Consider the following 20,281-nt stretch of genomic DNA (forward strand, 5'->3'; position numbering starts at 1 on the left):
CATGACACCGGCCCACCTGCCCGGGAAGGCTCGACGGCAGACCGCCCGCATGCCGTCGCCGCCGGGAGGCCGAGATGACATCCGACGACGCTTCCCCGTTCTTCATCGCACCGCACCGGTTCGACGCCACCGGGACCGCCGACCAGCCGGTGCTGGACCGACACCACGAACCGGTCCCCGAGCCGGGTGAGCGGGTGCTCGCGCGGCACCGGCTGACCGTCGCGGGCCACCTGCTCGGCCCGGCTCTCGACCGGCGGCAGTGGTCGCTCGCCCCGGCCGCCACGGTGACCGTCACCGACCGGCGGATCGTGCACGTCTGCGGTGACCTGGCCCTCGCCCCGGTCGACGCGGGCCCCCGGCACCGGCGGCGGACGGTCCGCCCGGCCAGCGGGCAGATCCGCTGGCAGTGGCCGTCCCGGCTGGAGTTGCGCCCGACCGCCCCGGACGGCACCGCCGACCTGCTGGTCGTCTGCGACGCACTGCGGACCATCGCGCAGCCGGCGCTCGCCCTCGGCGGCCCGGCCCGGGAGATCGCCACGCTGGCCCGGCTGGTCCGGCGGGCGGTGGCCGCGTTCCGGCTGGCCAACCCGACACTTGTGGAACTGTCGGTGGCCGAGCGGGACGTCCTGCTGCGCCGGGCGGGCACCGGCTCGGTGGTGCGCGGCACGCGGGTCACCCTGCCCGGGTCGCTGCCGGTGGAGTTCCTCAGCCGGGACGACTACTACCACCCCGGTTCGTCCCGGCTGCGCCGCCCACCGCGCCGGTCGACCGCCGACCGCCCCGGCTCGGCCTGCTGACGACTCCGCAGGCCACTGTGGACGAGTCGCCGGCCGTCCCCTAGGCTCCTCAACCCGGTGGCATGGCCCGGGGCCGGCCCATGGACGGGGAGCGTCGTATGCCGCTGATCGAGACCGCCGCGACCGGGTTGGCGAAGGCGGTGGTGACCCGTGCCGTCGGCCAGTGGCTGGGACACCGCCAGGCCCGGGACGCCCGCAGCCTCGACCTCTCGGAGCTGATCGCCACGACGTTCCAGGACCGGATCGTGCGCCGCAAGGCCGAGGCGCAGGTCCGGAGCCTGGTCACCGAGGTCACCGAACGCATCGAGCAGACCTTCGAGACCGAGTACGGCAACCTGCCCGAACACGAGGTGGCGGCCACCCTGGACACGGTCGGGCGGGTGGTCACCGACGGCGTGGCGTCCGACGAGCAGCTCTTCGCCGCCGACGCCGACCCGGTCCGGCTCACCCGGGCGCTCCAGCCCGCCTACACCGCCGCCGCCGAGCGGGCCGGGCTGGGCGAGGCGGCCACCCGGCTCGGCGAACGCCTGCTGGCCGACTGCGTACGCTGCCACGTCGAGCTGGTCCGGCACCTGCCGGAGTTCACCAACCGGGCCAGCCAGGAGATCCTCGCCCGCTTCTCCCGGCTCTCCGCCGACCTGGCCGAGGTGCTGGCCCGGCTGCCCGCTCCCCCGAGCGCCGACGCGGGCGACGACGGCTCCTTCGAGCAGCGCTATCTACAGTTCGTCTCCACGCACCACGACCAGCTCGAACTCTTCGGGGTGGACGTGCACAACTTCACCCCGGAAACGACGCTCAGCATCGCGTACCTCAGTCTCAGCGTCACCGGCTCCGGCGGCGGACGGCGCCGGGCCCACGAGGCCCGTCTGTACTCCCGGGGTGCCTTTGGCCGGCTGACCGACGGCGCGTCCGACAAGAACCTGGTCGGGGACGAGCAGCTCGGCCTGCGGGTGGAAGGGGCGCTCGGTCAGCACCGACGGGTCCTCCTGCGGGGCGAGGCCGGGTCGGGTAAGAGCACCCTGCTGCGCTGGTTGGCGATCAACGCGGCCCGCCACGACTTCGGCAACGAGCTCCAGGAGTGGAACACGCGCGTGCCGTTCCTGGTGAAACTCCGCAGTTACGCCGATCGTCCACTGCCGGCGGTCGGCCCGCAGCTCGGCGACGACATGGCCCAGTTCGCGACGGAGGCACCGCCCGGCTGGGTCGAACGGATCTTCGACGAGGGCCGTGCCCTACTTCTCATCGACGGCGTCGACGAGTTGGTGAGCGGCCAGCGGGCCGCCGTCCGGGACTGGCTGCGGCGGATCCTGCACCGATACCCGGGAGTCGTCGTGGTAGTGACCTCCCGGCCCACGGCGGCGTCGGCGCGCTGGCTGGCCAACGACGACTTCACCGCACTGATGCTGGAGCAGATGACGCCGGCCGACATCACGGTCTTCGTCCGCCGCTGGCACCAGGCGATCAGCGGGGCCCGCCACCTGCCGTGCCAGGCAGCCGAGCTACCCCGGTACGAACGCCGGTTGCTCACCCGACTGGACGCCAACCGGCACCTGCGCGGGCTGGCGACCAACCCGCTGATGTGCGCGATGCTCTGCGCGTTGAACCTCGACCGGGGCGACGACCTGCCGCACGACCGCATCAGCCTCTACCAGGCCGCGCTGGACATGCTGCTGGAACGCCGTGACACCGCGCGGAACGTGCCGGCGTACCGGCGGGTGGGGCTCGGCGCGCAGCACGCCCGGGTGCTGCTTCAGGACCTGGCCTGGCGGCTGGCGATCAGCAACCGCTCGGAGCTGGACACCGGGCAGGCCCGCGACCACGTCGCCCGGAAGCTCCGCACCATGCCGAAGGTCACCGCCGAACCGGCCGACGTGTTCGAGCACCTGCTGGACCGCAGCGGGGTGCTCAAGGACGTGACCGAGGACCGGATCTCCTTCGTGCACCGGACGTTCCAGGAGTACCTGGCGGCGAAGGAGATCGCCGAGGAGAACTACATCGACCCGCTGCTGGAGCTGGCCGGGCGGGACATCTGGCGGGAGACCGTCATCATGACCGCCGGTCTGGCCAACAGCGAGTACCGGCAGCGACTGATCCACGGGCTCCTCGACCGGGCCGATTCCGCGTCCGGCCGGAAGCAGCGCTGGCTACGGCTGCTCGCGGCGGCCTGCGTGGAGACGGCCCCCGGGCTGAGCCCGGCGATCCAGGACCGCATCGACGGCAGCCTGTCGGCTCTGGTGCCGCCGCGCAGCGGGGTGGAAGCTCGTTCTCTCGCCCTGGCTGGCGAGCGTGTCCTTGAGTTCTTCCCCGAGGATCTCACCGGTCTCACCCCCGGGGTCGCGGCGGCGGTCGTCTCCACCGCCGCCTTCGTGGGCGGCCCCAGGGCGTTGGCAACGCTCGCCCGGTACGGCGTCGACCCCCGCCGACCGGTCGTCGACGCCCTGGTCCGGGCGGCCGACCACTTCGATCCCGACGAGTACGGTCAGCGCGTCCTCGCCGACTCACCCCTGGACGGGGGGTGGCTGTTGGTCAACGACTGGACAGCCCCCATGACGCACCGCCTACGACATCTCTACGGCGTCCGCTTCGACACCGCGCCCTCCCCGGCCACCCTCGGCAGCCTGCCCGCGCTGAAAGGCATAAGGGTGGGCAGCCGCGTGGGCACCCCGCCCGATCTCAGCAGTTTCTTTCACGCTCATCCCGATCTGGAGAACCTGGCCATACTCTCGCCGGTGGTGCCACGAACCCTGCCGGACACTTTCACCAAGCTCCGACACCTCGTACTGAGACTCCGTGCAACGTCGGGTGGTGGATGCGACCTCTCCTGGCTGGTCCGTCTTCCGGAGCTGGTCACTCTGGACCTGCGCGGCCTGGATCAGCCGAATAGTTGGGTCCCGCTGACCAATCTGCCGCAGCTGACCAAACTCTTCCTGAACGCCACGGGACATCGGCGCCCCATACGAGACGTCGATTTCCTCCAGTACCTCCCACCGTTGACCGCGCTCACCCTCAACGACTGCGCCGATCCTCAGACGCTGGACCACATCGCCAGCGCCCACCCGCACCTAGAAGAACTGGTGATGATGCGGTTCGGCGGGTCGCGGCTCGGTCTGGCCGCAGTGGCCGTCCTCCCGCTTCGGCACCTCGACCTCGATTCGTTCCAGGGTCCGCTCGACCTCTCGCCACTGGCCGACCACGCCACCCTGGCCACACTCGATGTGCGGAACTGCCCCGGGCTGACGGATCTGACGCCGCTCGCCTCGATGCCCCGACTCCGGGAGGTGCACCTGCACGGTGCCGGGCCCGCTGAGCCCGGTCTCGACCTCGGCCCGCTACAGGGCCACCCGCGGCTCACCGTCCGCGCGTATCCGCATCAGAAGTTCCGCAACCGGGAGGGTGTTCGCGTTCGTGACTGAGACCGGTCGCGAACGCGATCAGGCGGTCGGGGCGGGGCGGCGGCCGTCCAGGATGTCGGCCTCCTCGGGGGTGGGCGCGGTGCCGCCCAGGTGCGCCGGCAGCCACCAGGCGTCGTCCGGGCCGGACGGCTGCTCCGGGTACTCCCGCTGGGCCCGGTCGACCAGGGCGACGAGCCGGGACTTCAGCTCGGCGTTCATCTTCCCGGCGTACGCGTAGTCGGCCGGGTCCAGCGGCTCGCCGATCAGGATGGTGATCGGCACGTGCCGGCGGGTGAGCGTACGGGGGCGACCCTTGGTCCAGAGCCGCTGGCCGCCCCAGAGCGCGACCGGCAGGACGGGCACCCCGGCGTCCTTGGCCATCCGGACGGTGCCGCTCTTCAACTGCTTGAGCACGAACGAGCGGCTGACAGTCGCCTCCGGGAAGACGCCGACCACCTCGCCGCGCCGCAGCGCGTCGACCGCCTGGTTGTACGAGCCGGCGCCGGCCTCCCGGTTCACCGAGATGTGCCGCATGCCCCGCATCAGCGGACCGGAGACCTTGTGCGTGAAGACCGACTGCTTGGCCATGAACCGGACCAGCCGCTTCGACTCCTGCGCGCCGAGGCCGCAGAAGATGAAGTCGAGGTAGCTGACGTGGTTGGCGGCCATCACCGCCCCGCCGGTACGTGGCACGTGGTGCGCGCCCTCCACGGTGATGCGCAGGTCGAGGACCCGGAACATCGTCTTGGCGGCGGCGATCACGGGCGGGTACACGAGTTCCGGCATGTCGTGACATTACCCTGCCGGCCGTGTGCCGAAGCCCGCCCGGACCACGCGCGCGGCTTCACTCGGGGTGGTGCTCCACCCTCAGCCGGCCCCGGGCGAAGGCGTCCACCCTGCCCCACCGACCGGGGATGTCCAGCACCTCGATACGGCCCATGCCGACCGGCAGCCGGGGATCCACCGCGAGGTGCCCCTCGTGCGGCTCGATGCCGAGCATCGTCCGGATCAGCAACAGTGGCGTCCCCGTGGACCAGGCCTGCGGGGAACACGCCGTCGGGTACTCCACCGGGAACTTCGTCAGGTCCCGGTGGTAGCCGCCGAACGCCTCCGGCAGTCGCCCGTCGAAGTAGCCGGACGCCGCGATGATGCCGTCGGCGACCTGGGCCGCCTCCTCGGCGAAGCCGTACCGGCGCAGACCCCAGGCGATGAACGAGTTGTCGAACGGCCAGATCGTGCCGTTGTGGTAGCCGATCGGGTTGTACCGTGCCTCCCCCTCGGCGAGGGTGCGCACGCCCCAGCCGGAGAAGAGCCGGGGGCCGACCAGGTGCTCCGCGATCTTCGCGGCGCGGTCGGTGTCGACGATGCCGCTCCACAGCAGGTGCCCGATGTTGGAGCTCAGCGTGTCGACCTGCCGGCCCTCCACGTCCAGGGCGATGGCGTAGTACTCACCGTCCTCGACCCACCATTCGCGGTTGAAGCGTTCCTTCAGGTCGGCGGCTTCCCGCTCCAGCTGGTCGGCGTACCCGGGATCGTTCCAGAACTCCCGCGCCAGCCGGGCGGCGCGCATCTTCGCGTCGTACGCGTAGCCCTGCACCTCGCAGGTGGCCCGGGGGAAGCCGGGCAGCCGGCCGTCGCGGTACGAGATGGAGTCCCAGGAGTCCTTCCAGCACTGGTTCTCCAGGCCGGTGTCGGTGTTGCGGCGTTCGTACCAGATGTAGCCGTTACCGACCAGGTCGGCGTAATCGTCGATCCAGCGCAGCGCGGCCCGGCTCTCCCGCTCCAGTTCCCGGACCAGGCCGGCGTCCCCGGTCCACTGCTCGTACTCGTCGAGCAGCACCACGAACAATGGCGTGGCGTCCACCGAACCGTAGTAGGGCGAGTGCGGCTGCTCCTCGAACGCGGCCGTCTCGCCGTACCGCATCTCGTGCAGGATCCGACCGGGGTCCTCGTCCCGGAAGTCGTCGAAGCGACTGCCCTGCAACGCGCCGAGCACCCGCAGCGTGGTCCGGGACAGCTCCGGTGTGAACGGCAGCGTCTGGAGGCAGGTCAGGATGCTGTCCCGGCCGAACATGGTCATGAACCAGGGCAGGCCGGCGGCGGGGAGCGCGCCGGGCACGGAGGTCGGCACGAACCGCAACGCCGCCAGGTCGATGATGCTCCGCTGGTACGTCCGGGCGAGCGTCTCCCACTCGCAGTTGACCTTCGGCGCCCGGGCGATCCATTCCTGGAGGTCGTGCTGGAGCGCGAGCCGGTCTTCGCCGTGCGCCCGCGCGCCGAACTGTATGTCCCGGCCGCCCTGACCCAGGATGAGCGTGTGCACCTCGATCCGGGTGCGCCACTGCTCGTTGGGTTCCAACCGCACCGAGTACGTCAGGCCCCGCGCGTCGAACCGGGCGCTCTCGGACGACGTGATCGCCGTCTCCCGGTTGAAGTTGCCGCGCCGGTAGCCCAGCCGGAGCCGGTCGGGCTGCACGTCGGTGTAGAGCTCGCCCTTCTTGTTCAGGATCTCGTCCTTGACCTGGAACAGGTCGGCGAAGTCCGAGGCCGCCTCGATCCGGATCTCCAGTTCCACCGGCTGCTCGTCGTGGTTGAGGACGGTCAGTTCCTCACGGAAGCTCCCACCGACCGCCCGCTCCCGGATGATCGACAGCTTCGCGTCGGTGTAGTGGGTGGCCGTCCCCGGCACCAGGAAGAACCGGGCCTCGTAGTACTGGAGGTCGTCGTAGGAGAGCGCGTTGAGCCGTTCCCCGTTGAGCGTCAGGACCCAGGTGGAGAGGTACCGCGTGTCACTGAAGAAGAGACCGGTCGGCTCGGTCGGCGTCGCCTCGATGTCGCCGGTGTCCTCGCAGACCACGAAGGTGTTTCCGTCGAGGATCCGGATCATGTTGCTCTGTCCCATCAGGACGCCTCCCTCGCGCCGACCCGCTGCGGCCCCCGGCTGCCCGGCGGGCTGGGGAAGATCCGCTCCACCTGCACCAACAGCCGCCGGTCACCGGAGACGGTCAGGTCGCCGCGCAACAGCGCCGCGATCCCGTCCTCCCGCCCGGTGACGATCTGCTCGAACAGGAGCGGGTTGGTCCCGATGATCGTGTCCGCCTCCCGGTCCTCCTGGTCGACCCGCAGCCGCCCCTGCTCGATGGCGAGCAACCAGTGCGTCGTCCGGGCACCCTCGCTCAGATCGAAGCGGACCGTCCCGGACGCCTTCTCCAGCAGCGGCTCGAATCCCCGCCGATCCAGGTCCTCGAAGAACCGAGTGATCGCGTCCGCCATCGGCGTCTCCTCCCCGTCGTTCCCGTCCGGTCTCGAGCGGCGACGCTCCGCCGCCCGAGCAGGGTCCCCGCCGGGGAGCGGGGCAATCTCACCCGGATCAGGTGAACGTTGTGCGGGCGGCACCGCCGGCCACCCGGGCCAGCCGGCCCGGACACGCGGACGCGCCGGCCCCGGACCGGGAACCGGCGCGCCGTGTGCGCGACCGCCGTCGGCGGTCAGTTGTTCGGGTCGTCCGCGCTGATGTTGGCCAGTACGGACTGCGGCTCGCGCTCGACCGCGAGGTCACCGATGGAGACCAGGCCGATCAGCCGCCCGCCGTCCATCACCGGCAGCCGACGTACGGCGTACGTCCGCATCAGGTCGGCGGCGGCCACCGCGTCGTCGTACTGGCTGACCGTGACCAGGTCGGTGCTGGTGATCTGGCGCAGCGTGGTGCGGTCCGGGTCCCGCTGTGCGGCCACCCCGCGTACCGTGATGTCCCGGTCTGTGACGATCCCGACCACGTCGTCGCCGTCGGTCACCACCACGTCCCCGATGGCGCTGTCCCGCATCTCCTGGGCCGCCGCGGTGAGCGTGTCGTTCGCGTCCATGGTCACCAGACGGGTCGTCATGAATTCTCCGACGGTAGTCATGGTGCTCCCCTCTCGGTGTCGGCCCCGCCGTCTACCCGCCCCGTTCCCCGGGTAACGCCAGCCGGGACGCCCGGGTCGCCCCCTTCCCCGGTCGCTGCGGTCAGTCCCCGGCGGGGATGCCGACGACCCGCTCGACGCGCAGCCGCAGCACCATGCGACCCTGCTGCACCATCGCCCGCCGGTAGTCGTCCCAGTCCGGGTGTTCGCCGCGTACCGCGCGGTAGAGCCCGACCAGTTCCTCGACCACCGCGTCGTGCGGATCGGTGGCCACCGGCGTCAACTCGCCCCGGACCTGGGCCGCCGTGTAGGTCCAGCCGTCCGCGGTACTGACGTGGAAGCTGGCCCGGGGGTCGCGACGCAGGTTCGCCGTCTTGGCCCGGGTGCCGGTCACCGAGACGCGGATCAGCCGCTCCGCCCGGTCGAAGCTGTAGACCACGGTGGACTGCTGGGGACTGCCGTCCCGCCGGATCGTGGCCAGCACCCCCTGTGAGTGGGCGGCGATGGTGTCGATCAGCTTGTCCTCGCGCTCGGCGTCCGTCACGGATTCCTCCAAAATCGGGTCGGCCCGTCTGCGGTCTTCACCCCGCCCTTGTCGGTAGCAGGGGCCCCCTGTTACCGCTTTCTGCGTAGGAGGGGACCCCTGCAACCGCCCGAGGCGCGGTCACCGCACCCCATCCAACACGATCGACCTCGTGTGCCGCCGGAGTTGGGCCGTGCCGGACACGCGCGTGGCCACCCACCGTCGACGGTGGGTGGCCACGTGCGAGGCGGACCGGACGTGCGCCGGTCGGCTCGACCGTCGGGGCCGGCGCGACAGGACCGACAGGAACGACAGGCTCGGACGGCTCGACCGGCGGGACCGGGTGACGGCGGACGGGTCAGCGGTTCTCGGCGGCGATCAGCTCGGCGATCTGGACGGTGTTCAGTGCCGCCCCCTTGCGCAGGTTGTCGTTCGAGCAGAAGAACGACAGCCCGTGCTCGACGGTCTCGTCAGCCCGGATCCGGCCCACGTACGTCGGGTCCTGACCGGCGGCCCGCAGCGGGGTCGGCACGTCGGCGAGCGCCACCCCCGGGGCGTCGGCGAGCAGCTCCCGGGCACGCTGCGGGGTGATCGGCCGGGCGAAGCGCGCGTGGACCTGCAACGAGTGGCCGGTGAATACGGGCACCCGGACGCAGGTGCCGGCGACCTTCAGACCCGGGATCTCAAGGATCTTGCGGCTCTCGTTGCGCAGCTTCTGCTCCTCGTCGGTCTCGCCGGACCCGTCGTCGACGAGCGACCCGGCGAGCGGGAGCACGTTGAAGGCGATCGTGTCGGCGAAGGCGCGCGGCGCGGGGAAGTCCACGGCGCTGCCGTCGTAGGTCAGCCCGGTCGCCTCGCCGGCCACCTTGCGGACCTGCTCGTCCAGCTCCGCCACGCCGGCCAGGCCCGCGCCGGAGACCGCCTGGTAGGTGGCGACGATCAGGCTGACCAGACCGGCTTCGGCGTGCAGCGGACGCAGCACCGGCATCGCAGCCATCGTGGTGCAGTTGGGGTTGGCGATGATGCCCTTCGGGCGGACGGCGGCGGCGTGCGGGTTGACCTCGGCCACGACCAGCGGGACGTCCGGGTCCATCCGGTACGCCGAGGAGTTGTCGATCACCACGGCGCCGGCCTCGGCGACCCGGGGGGCGAGTTCCTTCGAGGTGCCCTTGCCGGCCGAGAAGAGCGCGACGTCCAGCCCCCGGTAGTCGGCGGTGGTCGCGTCCTCCACGGTGATCTCGCCGTCGCCCCACGGCAGGGTCCGCCCCGCCGACCGGGCGGAGCCGAAGAGCCGCAGCTCGTCCACCGGGAAACGCCGTTCCGCCAACACCTGCCGCATGACGCCACCGACCTGGCCGGTGGCGCCCACAATGCCGATCCTCATGTCCGCGAGGCTACCCAGGCCGGGGCCCGGACCGGGAACGCTTTCCCACGGCCCGGACCCCGGACGACGCACGTCACACCGTGGCGTCCACCACCTCGCCGAGACCGGTGGCCACCAGTTCGTCCCGGATGACCGCCGCGTCGCCCTCGACCACCAGGGTCAGCGCCTCCGGGTGCAGGTGCGCGGCGGCCGCCGCGGAGACCTGCTCGACGTCGGCGGAGAGCAACGACTCCCGCAGCCGGGCGTGGTAGTCGTCGGGCAGCCCGTGCACCACCAGGGTGGTCAGCGCCGAGGCGATCGCCCGGGGGGACTGCAACTCGACCGAGAGCTGCCCGGCCCGCCAGGAGCGGGCCACCGCCAGCTCCTCCTCGGTCACCCCGGTCACCCGGGTACGGGCGATCTCCCCCACCGCCTCGACCAGCGCCGGGGCGGTGACCGCGGTCTGCACCCCGGAGGCGACCGCGAACCGGCCGAACCGGCGGGACGTCCCGAAGTCGCCCCGGATGCCGTACGTGTAGCCGTGCACCTCGCGGATCAGGTGGTTGAGCCGGGAGGTGAAGGCCCCGCCGAGGACCGTCCCGGCGAGGCTGGTCGGCACGTGGTCCGGGTGTGCCCGGTGCGGGGCGGGGTGGCCGAGGCGCAGCGTCGACTGCACCGACCCGGGGCGGTCGACGAGCAGGACCCGCCGCCCCTCGCGCAGCGTCACCGGGACCGGTCCCTCCTGCTGGGCGGGGCCGCCGCCGGCGCCGGCGAAGGCCGCCGCGCCGAGCGCGTCCAGGTCGATCCGCTCCAGGTCACCGGCGACGACCAGGGTGCCCGGCCGGAGGAACCACTCGGAGTGGAAGACCCGGACGTCGTCGACCTCCAGCCCGGCCACCGAGTCCGGGTCGCCGTACATCGGGCGGCCGTGCCGGACGTCCGCGCCGTACAGGTCAGCGCGGAGCACCGCGTCCGCGCGCGGGCCCGGGTTCGCCCAGTCCATCCGCAGCGCGGTGGCCTCGTCGTCGCGGACCCGCAGGATGTCGGCCGGGTCGAGGCGCGGCGTACGGACCGCCTCGGCGAGCAACTCCACGGCGGCGCTCAGCCGGTCCACCGGCACCTGCACGCTGACCTGGAAGGAGTCCCAGTCCAGCCCGGTCACCAGCTCGGTGCCGAGCGCCTCGATGGCCAGCGCGTACGCGGTCGCGTCCCGCTGCGCCGTGCCCTCCTCGACCGCCTTCGCGATGACCCCGCCGAGCCCCTCCCGGCCGAGCGGTTCCCGCCCGGCCCCGGCGTCGAGCAGCAGCAGCGCCACCGCCAGGTTCTGTCCGGGCAGGTGGGCGGCGACGACCTCCCCACCGGCCACCGTCCGGCGGGTCACCGTCGGGAACCGGTACGGGCGGGCGACCCCCGGACCCGGGCGTTCGGCGATCAGGCTCATCGGGGCGTCCTTCCGTTCACGACTGCGGTCCCGTGGGTGGCGGCGGAGCTCACGCGCCCTCCTTGGGCAGGTAGGTCAGGACCGCCCGGTCCCGTGGGGCGAGCACCTCGGCGGCGACCTCGGCGATCTGCTCCGCGGTGACCGCGAGCCAGGCCGGCAGCCGTTCGGCGGCACGCGCGGGGTCCCCGAACTGGGTGGCGTACCGGCTCAGTGTGTCGGCCCGGCCGTCGACGGTGGACATCTGCCGCCACCAGGCGGTGGTGAGCAGCGCCCTGGCCCGGTCCAGCTCGGTGGCGGTGACCGGCACGCTGGCCAGCTCGTCGACCACCTCGGCCAGGCCGGCCTCCAGCCGTTCGGCGGTCACGCCGGGGCGGGCGGTGGCGGTGGCGATCAACGGGGCCGGGGCGTGGGCCAGGTCCACCCCGTACGCGCCGACCAGGTCGGGCTGGGCGATCCGCTCCCCGTCCGCGAGGCGCTGGTAGAGGCGGCTGCCCCGGCCGCTGCCGAGCACGGTGGCGAGGACGGTCACCACGTCGTACCCGGGGCTGCCGAAGGGGTGGGTGCGGTGGGCGAGGTACACACGGGGTGCGGGCACGTCGGCGGTGACCACCTCCCGGACCGGCTCCCCGGCGGCGGCGACGGTGTGGCCGTCCGGCGCGGGCGGGATGTCGGCGCGCGGCGGGATCGCCCCGAAGTACCGCTCGGCCAGCGCGACGACCTCCTCGGCGCGGGCGTCGCCGACCACGGTGAGCACCGCGTTGTTCGGCGCGTAGTAGGTGCGGTGGAAGTCCTGGAAGGTGGCCAGGTCGGCGGCGTTCAGGTCGGCCATCGACCCGATCGTGGCGTGGTGGTACGGATGCCCCGGCGGATAGAGCATCGGCAGCAGCCGCAGCCATGCGTCGCCGTACGGGACGTTCTCGTAGCGCTGCCGGCGCTCGTTCTTCACCACGTCGCGCTGGTTGTCCAGCGTCTCCTGGGTCAGCGCCGGCACCAGGCCGCCCATCCGGTCGGCCTCCAGCCAGAACGCCAGTTCCAGGTGTTCGGCGGGGACGGTCTCGAAGTAGTTGGTCCGGTCCGGGTTGGTGGTGGCGTTGAGTGAACCACCGGCACCCTGGACGAGCTTCATGTGCTCGGTCTTGGCGACGTTCACCGAGCCCTCGAACATCAGGTGCTCGAAGAGGTGGGCGAAACCGGTCTGGCCCGCCGGCTCGTGCCGGGAGCCGACGTCGTACCAGAGGTTCACCGCCACCGCCGGGGCGGTGCGGTCCTCGCTCACCACCACGCGCAGGCCGTTGTCCAGTCGGGTCGTCTCGATCGGCCAGGGGTAACCGCTGTCGGGCATGGCACGACGCTATCCGATCGCCCCCGCCCGGGAGTGCCGACCGGCTCCGGGCGCCCGGCGGTTCGCCCCCGGACCCCACGACCCCCGTGTCGTCGTACGCCGGCACCCCCGTGTGCCAGCGCGGTCCGGTGCCGTCGCGGGGGTGGTCGTCCCCGCGCCCGACCGGCCCGCCGGTCAGTCCGGCGGCTCGATCGGGGTCACCGTCTCCTCCGAGGTACGCCTCTCCAGCACGGTGTCCGGGGCGGCGTTCCGGTCCGCCTCCCGCCGGTCCGACTCGGCGAGGATGGCCTGCGCCTGTGCCGTCGGGTCGTCACTGCCCGCCGCCCGTTCCTCGGGTAGCAGGTGGATGGCGCGGGACGCCACCCGGTCCTGGTCGCTCAGCTCGTCAGTCATGGCGGCCCTGATACCCCGCCGCTCCTTCCGCTAAGCCGCGTCCGGGTGCCCTCGCCCGCCACAGATCCCACGATCCGGTACGACCGGAGGACACCTCCGACGCCATCGCGACGCGGGACCGAAACACCAAATCCCATATTTTGGTACGTCGGCTCGACCGGTTGCCGCGCCTTTCCGGGCTCGGTCATCCCGTTCCCCGCCGCCGGCACCCGGCCGCGCCGCCCCGCCACCCCGACCCCCCGAACGCCTGCGTGGACAGGGCTGCCCGGTCGGCGCGGCACGTTCCGGAAGCCCCTCCCGGCGACGCCCGGACCACTCCACGTCATCGACATGTGCAAAAACGACGGCCCGCTCCGTCCATGATCGGACGGGCTTGCGGCGAATCCGTCGGGTAGTCTGGTCGGCGTGACGCGCTCGTATCGATGGTTTAGGCAGCCGGCTTCGGAGCCGGTGACTCGATCATGAGCTGACGTCACCACTCTCCGAGCCGGCCAGGCGGGGGATCAGGCGATCCTCTTGCCCTCTTGCCTACGAGCAGCCGGCTCGGTCTCGGGCGCCGGCCCCGGGAGTGGTCGGCGGAAGGAACCCACCGTGACGACCCCGGACAGCGATCGCGTCATCGATCAACGGATCGAACGGATCGTGCCGTTGACCACCCCCGCGCTGCTCCACCACGAACTGCCCCTGGACGCCACGCTCACCTCGGCCGTGCTCACCGGCCGCCGGGCGGTCAGCCGGGTGCTCGACCGCACCGACGACCGGCTGCTGGTCGTGGTCGGCCCGTGCTCGGTGCACGACCCGGTCGCCGCCCTCGACTACGCCCACCGGCTCCGCGAGGCGGCCGAGCAGCACGCCGACGACCTGCTGGTGGTCATGCGCGTCTACTTCGAGAAGCCGCGCTCCACGGTCGGCTGGAAGGGCCTGATCAACGACCCGGGCCTGGACGGTTCCGGTGACGTCAACAAGGGCCTGCGGCTCGCCCGCGCGCTCCTGCTCGACGTCATCCGGCTCGGCCTGCCGGTGGGCTGCGAGTTCCTCGACCCGATCACCCCGCAGTACATCGCCGACACGGTGGCCTGGGGAGCGATCGGCGCCCGCACCGTGGAGAGCCAGGTGCACCGGCAGCTCGCCTCCGGCCTCTCCATGCCGATCGGCATGAAGAACCGGCCGGACGGCAGCATCGGCACCGCCGTGGACGCGATCCGCGCCGCCGGGGTGCCGCACGTCTTCCCGGGCATCGACGTCTCCGGCACGCCGGCCATCCTGCACACCCGGGGCAACGCCGACGGACACCTGGTGCTGCGCGGCGGCCGGGGTGTGCCCAACTACGACGCCGACTCGGTGGCCGGCGCACTGGCCCAGCTCCAGGCGGCCAACCTGCCGGAGCGGGTGGTGATCGACGCCAGCCACGACAACAGCGGCAAGGACCACCGCCGCCAGCCGGTGGTCGCGGCGGACGTGGCCGAGCAGCTCGCCGCCGGCCAGCGCGGCATCGTCGGGATCATGCTGGAGTCGTTCCTGGAGGCGGGACGGCAGGATCTCCACCCGACCCGGGACCTGACCTACGGCCAGTCGATCACCGATGCCTGCCTGGGCTGGCAGGACACCGCCGAGGTGCTGGAGACCCTGGCCGGTGCCGTCCGGGCCCGGCGGACCCGCGCCCCGCAGGCCCCCACCACCCCACGCCTCCCCGCCCCCGCCTGACATCCCCACCGGCGGGGTGGGACAGGGCCGGACGAGGAAACACAGCGCCGCCCCGGGCAAGCCCGGGGCGGCGCTGGTGTCGGTGTGCAGGTCGCCTCTCGGCGAGTGGCGCGACGCGGCTCCAGCCGGACGGTATTCCGCGAAGGCTGTTAGGTGAGGCCCGGGGACACTGGACACACCGACACCTGAGTCAACGGGTCGGGCACCCCGGGTGTTCCGGGCGGCGGTGTGGTCTGGGTCACACCTCGCTCCGCCGGGCGTCGATTGTCGCACCGGGCCGCCGGACCCGAGCGCGACCGGTCGGCCCTCCGGCGGGCACCGGAGCGTCGTGACGTTTGACCGATTCCGGCACGGGTAGGTGATCACGTGACCGACGAACCAGCCAGCCGGATGATCGACGACCTGCTCGACGACATCTACCACGGGCAGGAACGGATCAGCCAGGCCGAGATCCAACGCCGGGCGGTCGCCGCCGAACTCCCCGCGGACCTGCTGACCCGCATCTCGGCCCTGCCCCAGGGCGAGTACGCGATGGACGAGGTGGCCGACCTGCTCGGCGGCTCGGCGGTCTGAGGCGCGGCGGCCGACCGACCACGGAGAGGACAGCGACCATGACCGACCGGGACGACGAGCAGGAGCGGATGCCCGCTCTCGGCCAGCCCCCCGAAGGCCTGGACACCACCCCGGAGCCCGACTTCGCCAACGAGCACGACCGTACGGCCGTCGACCGGGACATCGTCACCGGCGAGGACGAGGAGGAGCGGGAACCGGAGTCGCCGAGCGGCTGGTCCGGCATGCAGCGTTGACCCTCGTCGGAGCGTGGACCGACTGGACGGTGGCGGGGGCAGCCGGTCCCCGTCACCGTCCAGCCGGCGTTCTCGTCCTCCGGACCGCGCGGCTCAGTCCTCCCGCCGACCGCCCTCGGCCGCCTGCTGCGAGACGGCGTACGCCATCTGGAGGAAGTCGGAGGCGGCGACCGCCGTCAGCGCGGTGGCGACCAGCCGGGTCAACCGGGGCGCGAGGACGAGCCCGCCGGTGAGTCCGGTGGCCACCCAGACCGCCAGGCAGAACGGACAGCTCAACAGCTCGCCGATCGCGTGCCGGGTCGAGCTGCCGGAGTCACGGACCTGCTCCATCACCTCACCGCTGCCGCTCGGCCGGTCGTAGCGGGTGAACGGGGCCCGCAGCGGGCTGGTCACCGCGTCCTTGGAGAGCAGCCGGCTCAGCTTGTGGGTGGCGATGCTCAGCAGCACCACGTCGGCCGGCGCGGGTCGGTCCGGCACCGGTCGGCCGGTGGCCCGCACCAGCGCGGCGAGCGCCCCGGTGACGCCGGCGTAGGTGCCCATCGCCACCAGGTAGCCGCCGAGCGGCCGGTGCTCGTGCGGCGCGTACGCCCGGCGTAGCCGCGCCACCCTGTCCCTGAGGCCGCTCTGCGTCTCCACGTCTCTCCTCGCCTCGCTACGAACGGTGCCACGGACGGGCGACGGCCCACGTCCGGGCGGGTCAGCCGGCGGTCAGGTTCTCGTCCACCTCGCGGGCGAGGTTGGTCAGGGTCTCGTCGGCCAACGCGCCGACGTCCTGTTCCTCGGACCCACCGGTCAGGTCGAGCCGGACCCGGGCGCCACCGGCGTCCTCCGGCTCGACCTGGATCTCGGCCGACCATCCCGGCGCGGAGCTGCTGCTCCACCGGGCGCGCAACCCGTCCGGCACGACCTGTGGTCGCTCGTCGCCGTCGGTCCGCAACGGTTCCGGAAGCCAGGCCGACGCCCGGTCCGGGTCCGTGGCGGTGTTGAACACCACCTCGGGCGGAGCGGACATACCCCGCTCCCGGCTCGTCATCCGGCGTCCCGCAGCCGGCCCGGGTCCACCTCGCGGCCGGGGTGGCGCGCCAGGTACTCCGTCTCCAGCTCGGCGGTACGCCGCAGATGGGTGGCGAGCGCGGAGTCCGCCGCGTGCCGCAGCGTGTCCAGCCGGGTCCGGTGCAGGCTGTGCATCTCGCGGATCAGGTCCTCGTCACCCAGCTCGGCGGGATCGACCCCGAGCAGCTCAGGATCGGCTGTCGCGTCGGTGACGGCCATGTCGTGCAGGTGGTCGCCGTCCCACTCCGGAAGCCGCTGCTCCGGACTGGCGTCGCCCGCCATGCCCCGTGGGAACCCGTCCTGTCGTACCGATCCGGTCATCGTCGCCCCCCTGATCTCGTATGGGCTGGCATCTAGACGGATGCCCACACCGCAGGGCACCAAACCACCCCGCCGACGCAGGACTACGACGTCGTGTCGGAGTCGCCAGGTCGGCCCGGTACCCTCGTTGCCATGAAGCGGCTCTGGACACCGGCGTGGATCTTCCGCCACGTGGCCATGGTCGTGCTGGTCGTCGGGTTCTGTGCGCTGGGCTGGTGGCAGATCAGCCGGGCCGCCGCCGGTAACACCCTGAGCTGGGCGTACGCGGTGGAGTGGCCGATCTTCGCGGCTTTCGTGGTCTTCGTGTGGTGGCGGGAGCTCCGCCACACGCTGCGCGGGGAGCCGACCCCGGACGAGCCGGCCGACGCAACGGCTCCGTCCGACCAGCCGGCGGCCGTCCCCGCGACGGCCACGCTCCCGGCGGCCCCCGGCACCGGCCCGACGGCAACCGCCGGGACGTCGTCCACAGCGCCCACCACCCCGGTGGTACGCCGCCCGGTGCGGGTCGCCCGGGCGACCGTCCCGGCCGGCGACGGCGAGGACGCCGACCTGACCGAGTACAACCGCTACCTGACATGGTTGAACGCCAACCCGGGCGCGCGACCCGGTGACTACCCCGGCTGAGCCGGGGCGGAAGGACGGAAGGACCGTGGGCGCAGCCCTTACCCGGTACCGCGTGATCGCCTGGATCGTGGGCGTGGTGCTGATCCTGCTCGTGGTGATCGGTATGCCGCTGAAGTACGGGTTCGACGACCCGATCGTGGTCGAGACGATCGGTCCGGCGCACGGCTTCCTCTACATGGTCTACCTGGTCGCCGCCTTCGACCTGTCCCGCCGGGCCGACTGGCCGCTGAAGCGGATGGCGCTGGTGATGCTCGCCGGCACGGTGCCGTTCGTCTCGTTCTACGCCGAACGCCGGGTCAGCCGCTGGGTCACCACGGACACCCGTACCCCCCAGCCCGTGGCAGGCTGACCTTCACCCCCTTTTTGTGGTAGCAGGGGTCCCTTGTTACTCATTAATGAGTAACAAGGGACCCCTGCTACCAACTCAGCGCATTGTTCTCGGGATAGGAGTTCGCCCCTCGTGTCGTCGTCGCTCAGGATCCTGTTGCGCTCCCTGGTGATCGGTGGTCTGGCCACCGTCCTGCTCGCCCCGGCCTCGGTGGTCCGGGCGGAGCCGACACCGGCCGAGCTGACCCGGCGGATCGACCGCACCTCGATCGAGCTGGAGCGGGTCGTCGAGTCCTGGAACAAGCTCAACGAGGACATCAAGGCCAACCGGGCGGCGGTGGCGAAGCTGACCACCCGGATCGGGCCGCTGGAGCGACAGGTGGCCCAGGGCCGCGCCGACGTGGACCGGTACGCGGTGACCGCGTACAAGACCGGCGGGTTGGGCACCACCGAGGTGCTGCTGCGCACCGGTGACCGGTCCGCCCTGCTCGCCCGGCTGGGCACCCTCGACCAGGTCACCAAGCGTCGGGAGCAGCAGGTCGCCGGGTTCGGCGCGGACCGCCGCAAGCTGGTCGACGCCAAGACACGGCTGGAGGCCACCCTGGCCCGGCAGGCCGCCCAGTCACGGGAGCTGGCCGCCGGCAAGAAGCGGATCGAGCGTGACCTGAGCCGCCTCTACGAACTGCGCCGACAGGCGTACGGGGCGGCCACGGAGAAGCCCACCCGACCGGCCACCCGCCCGAAGACGCCGGCCGTCTCCGGGCAGGCCGGTGTCGCCGTCCGCTACGCCTACGGGGCGCTCGGCAAGCCGTACCAGTGGGGTGCCGCGGGCCCGAACGGGTACGACTGTTCCGGGCTGACCTCGGCGGCCTGGCGGGCGGCCGGGAAGTCGCTGCCGCACAACGCGGCGATGCAGCGGAACGCCACCAACCGGATCAGCCGTGGCGATCTGCGCCCCGGAGACCTGGTCTTCTACCGTGGTCTCGGACACGTGGCGCTCTACGTCGGCGGCGGGAAGGTGATCCACGCCCCGACCTTCGGCCGCAACGTCGAACTCCGGGACATCGACCTGATGGCCCCGTCCGGCTACGGCCGGGTGCGCTGAGCACGGCCCCGTCTTTCCGACACGGCGAACGTCCGGCGTCCGTCTTCCGGACGCCGGCCGTTCGCCGTCGTTGCCCGCTCTCGGGCGGTCGGGTCAGGCTGCCCGGAGTCCCTCCGCCCGGGCCAGCTCACGCAGCCGGCCGAGCGCCTGGATCTCCAGCTGCCGGATCCGCTCCCGGGAGAGCGAGAAGCGCGACGCGACCTCGGTCAGCGAGTGCTCCCGCCCGTCCTCCAGGCCGTACCGCGCCCGCATGATGCCGGCGGACCGGTCGTCGAGGTGGTTGAGCAGGCCCTCGATGCGCTGCCGCTCCAGGCCGGTGAGGACGATCTCCTCCGGCGAGGGGGCGTCGCTGTCGGCCACCAGGTCACCCAGGTTGGTGTCGCCGTCGTCGCCCACCGGGGTGTCCAGCGAAACGGTGTCCTGCGACCAGCGGATCAGCTCGTTGACCCGCTCGACGGTGACGCCGAGCGCGGCCGCGACCTGCTCCGGCTCCGGGTCGCTGCCCAGCTCACGGGTGAGCTGACGGGCCACGTTGCGCATCCGGTTGACGTCCTCGACCAGGTGGACCGGCAGCCGCACGGTGCGCTCCTGCTGGGCGATCGCCCGGCTGATCGCCTGACGGATCCACCAGGTCGCGTAGGTGGAGAACTTGTAGCCCCGCTCGTAGTCGAACTTCTCGACCGCGCGGACCAGGCCGGTGTTGCCCTCCTGGATCAGGTCCAGCATGGGCATCCCGGAGCGGACGTAGCGGCGGGCGATCGACACGACCAGCCGCAGGTTCGCCCGGATGAACAGGTCCTTTGCCCGCTCCCCCTCGACGACGAGGCGCTCCAGGTCGTCCCGGTCGACGCCAGCGGGGATCCGGTCCTCACCGAGCAGGTGCTCGGCGTAGAGGCCCGCCTCGATCGCCTTGGAGAGGTCGACCTCCCGGGCGGCGTCCAGCAGCGGCGTCCGGGAGATCTCGTGCAGGTAGACTCCGACCAGGTCGCGCTCCTCGGCAACCTCGTCGGTTCGCATGCCGATGTTCTTGTCCACTTTGCCCACGGTCCCCTCGCTCGCGCCGGTTGCCCGGTTCCTTGCCATCCCCACGTCCATCAGCCCTCCCCCGTAATCTCCGCTGTGCCCACCGGTGCTGACACCTACACAACAGATGGGACGCGTCGGGGATTCCATGTCATGAGTCGAAAC

General features: G+C 72.2%; 21 protein-coding genes. 8 read left to right on the top strand and 13 right to left on the bottom strand.

The window, feature by feature from the left end:
• Nucleotides 1-74: 74 nt before the first annotated feature.
• Both QSK20_RS22905 and QSK20_RS22910 read left to right on the top strand, forming a co-directional pair.
• Nucleotides 75-797 carry a hypothetical protein gene (locus QSK20_RS22905; protein WP_285790650.1) on the top strand — a complete coding sequence of 241 codons (723 nt, stop codon included), beginning with the start codon at nt 75-77 and terminating at the stop codon, nt 795-797.
• Nucleotides 798-895: 98 nt separating this feature from the next.
• Nucleotides 896-4,210: an NACHT domain-containing protein gene (locus tag QSK20_RS22910; RefSeq protein WP_285790651.1), complete on the top strand. Its 3,315-nt coding sequence runs from the start codon at nt 896-898 to the stop codon at nt 4,208-4,210.
• 18 nt (nt 4,211-4,228) lie between these two features.
• Here the strand turns inward: QSK20_RS22910 and QSK20_RS22915 are convergent, their stop codons facing one another.
• From QSK20_RS22915 to QSK20_RS22955, 9 genes are all read right to left on the bottom strand, one after another.
• Nucleotides 4,229-4,975, bottom strand: coding sequence for a lysophospholipid acyltransferase family protein (locus tag QSK20_RS22915; RefSeq protein ID WP_285790652.1), 747 nt, complete (start codon nt 4,973-4,975; stop codon nt 4,229-4,231).
• A 58-nt stretch (nt 4,976-5,033) separates the two neighbouring features.
• Nucleotides 5,034-7,091 carry an amylo-alpha-1,6-glucosidase gene (locus QSK20_RS22920; RefSeq protein WP_285790653.1) on the bottom strand — a complete coding sequence of 686 codons (2,058 nt, stop codon included), beginning with the start codon at nt 7,089-7,091 and terminating at the stop codon, nt 5,034-5,036.
• A complete protein-coding gene (locus QSK20_RS22925; RefSeq protein ID WP_285790654.1) occupies nt 7,091-7,462 on the bottom strand; it encodes an SCP2 sterol-binding domain-containing protein in 372 nt (123 codons plus the stop codon). Before QSK20_RS22925 ends, QSK20_RS22920 begins: the two co-directional genes overlap by 1 nt.
• A gap of 215 nt (nt 7,463-7,677) precedes the next feature.
• A complete protein-coding gene (locus tag QSK20_RS22930) occupies nt 7,678-8,094 on the bottom strand; it encodes a CBS domain-containing protein (RefSeq protein WP_088982448.1) in 417 nt (138 codons plus the stop codon).
• Between the two features lie 100 nt (nt 8,095-8,194).
• Nucleotides 8,195-8,635, bottom strand: a complete 441-nt coding sequence (locus tag QSK20_RS22935) for a PPOX class F420-dependent oxidoreductase (protein ID WP_285790655.1) — start codon at nt 8,633-8,635, stop codon at nt 8,195-8,197.
• Nucleotides 8,636-8,972: 337 nt separating this feature from the next.
• Nucleotides 8,973-9,998, bottom strand: a complete 1,026-nt coding sequence (locus QSK20_RS22940; RefSeq protein ID WP_285790656.1) for an aspartate-semialdehyde dehydrogenase — start codon at nt 9,996-9,998, stop codon at nt 8,973-8,975.
• 73 nt (nt 9,999-10,071) lie between these two features.
• Entirely contained in the window at nt 10,072-11,418 is a 1,347-nt protein-coding gene (locus tag QSK20_RS22945) for a M16 family metallopeptidase (protein ID WP_285790657.1), read from the bottom strand.
• Between the two features lie 49 nt (nt 11,419-11,467).
• The gene (locus QSK20_RS22950; protein WP_285790658.1) at nt 11,468-12,760 is read right to left on the bottom strand and encodes a M16 family metallopeptidase; all 1,293 of its coding nucleotides are present in this window, start codon (nt 12,758-12,760) and stop codon (nt 11,468-11,470) included.
• A 174-nt stretch (nt 12,761-12,934) separates the two neighbouring features.
• Nucleotides 12,935-13,153 (bottom strand): hypothetical protein, encoded by a 219-nt coding sequence (locus QSK20_RS22955; protein ID WP_285790659.1) that lies wholly within the window; start codon nt 13,151-13,153, stop codon nt 12,935-12,937.
• Between the two features lie 591 nt (nt 13,154-13,744).
• Here QSK20_RS22955 and QSK20_RS22960 point away from each other — a divergent pair.
• The 3 genes from QSK20_RS22960 (at nt 13,745) to QSK20_RS22970 (ending at nt 15,663) form a co-directional block, all read left to right on the top strand.
• Nucleotides 13,745-14,857, top strand: a complete 1,113-nt coding sequence (locus tag QSK20_RS22960) for a 3-deoxy-7-phosphoheptulonate synthase (RefSeq protein ID WP_285790660.1) — start codon at nt 13,745-13,747, stop codon at nt 14,855-14,857.
• 390 nt (nt 14,858-15,247) lie between these two features.
• A complete protein-coding gene (locus QSK20_RS22965) occupies nt 15,248-15,430 on the top strand; it encodes a hypothetical protein (RefSeq protein ID WP_088985577.1) in 183 nt (60 codons plus the stop codon).
• Between the two features lie 38 nt (nt 15,431-15,468).
• A complete protein-coding gene (locus QSK20_RS22970; protein ID WP_285790661.1) occupies nt 15,469-15,663 on the top strand; it encodes a hypothetical protein in 195 nt (64 codons plus the stop codon).
• 93 nt (nt 15,664-15,756) lie between these two features.
• Here QSK20_RS22970 and QSK20_RS22975 read toward each other — a convergent pair whose 3' ends face one another.
• The 3 genes from QSK20_RS22975 to QSK20_RS22985 form a co-directional block, all read right to left on the bottom strand.
• Nucleotides 15,757-16,299: a DUF1360 domain-containing protein gene (locus QSK20_RS22975; RefSeq protein ID WP_285790662.1), complete on the bottom strand. Its 543-nt coding sequence runs from the start codon at nt 16,297-16,299 to the stop codon at nt 15,757-15,759.
• A 61-nt stretch (nt 16,300-16,360) separates the two neighbouring features.
• Complete coding sequence (locus tag QSK20_RS22980; RefSeq protein ID WP_285790663.1) at nt 16,361-16,696, bottom strand: SRPBCC family protein; 336 nt, start codon at nt 16,694-16,696, stop codon at nt 16,361-16,363.
• Nucleotides 16,693-17,037: a DUF6158 family protein gene (locus tag QSK20_RS22985; protein ID WP_285790664.1), complete on the bottom strand. Its 345-nt coding sequence runs from the start codon at nt 17,035-17,037 to the stop codon at nt 16,693-16,695. The genes QSK20_RS22980 and QSK20_RS22985 overlap by 4 nt, the downstream gene beginning before the upstream one ends.
• 132 nt (nt 17,038-17,169) lie before the next feature.
• Between QSK20_RS22985 and QSK20_RS22990 the strand changes: the two genes are divergently transcribed.
• From QSK20_RS22990 to QSK20_RS23000, 3 genes are all read left to right on the top strand, one after another.
• Nucleotides 17,170-17,661, top strand: a complete 492-nt coding sequence (locus QSK20_RS22990) for a hypothetical protein (protein WP_285790665.1) — start codon at nt 17,170-17,172, stop codon at nt 17,659-17,661.
• 25 nt (nt 17,662-17,686) lie between these two features.
• A complete protein-coding gene (locus tag QSK20_RS22995) occupies nt 17,687-18,010 on the top strand; it encodes a DUF3817 domain-containing protein (RefSeq protein WP_285790666.1) in 324 nt (107 codons plus the stop codon).
• 111 nt (nt 18,011-18,121) lie between these two features.
• Complete coding sequence (locus QSK20_RS23000) at nt 18,122-19,093, top strand: C40 family peptidase (protein WP_285790667.1); 972 nt, start codon at nt 18,122-18,124, stop codon at nt 19,091-19,093.
• Nucleotides 19,094-19,186: 93 nt separating this feature from the next.
• On the opposite strand, the gene QSK20_RS23005 is transcribed toward QSK20_RS23000, so the two are convergent.
• Entirely contained in the window at nt 19,187-20,176 is a 990-nt protein-coding gene (locus tag QSK20_RS23005) for a sigma-70 family RNA polymerase sigma factor (protein WP_186543066.1), read from the bottom strand.
• Nucleotides 20,177-20,281 lie beyond the last annotated feature (105 nt).

It is taken from the genome of Micromonospora sp. NBRC 101691 (assembly GCF_030269285.1).
Taxonomy (GTDB): Bacteria; Actinomycetota; Actinomycetes; order Mycobacteriales; family Micromonosporaceae; genus Micromonospora; species Micromonospora echinospora.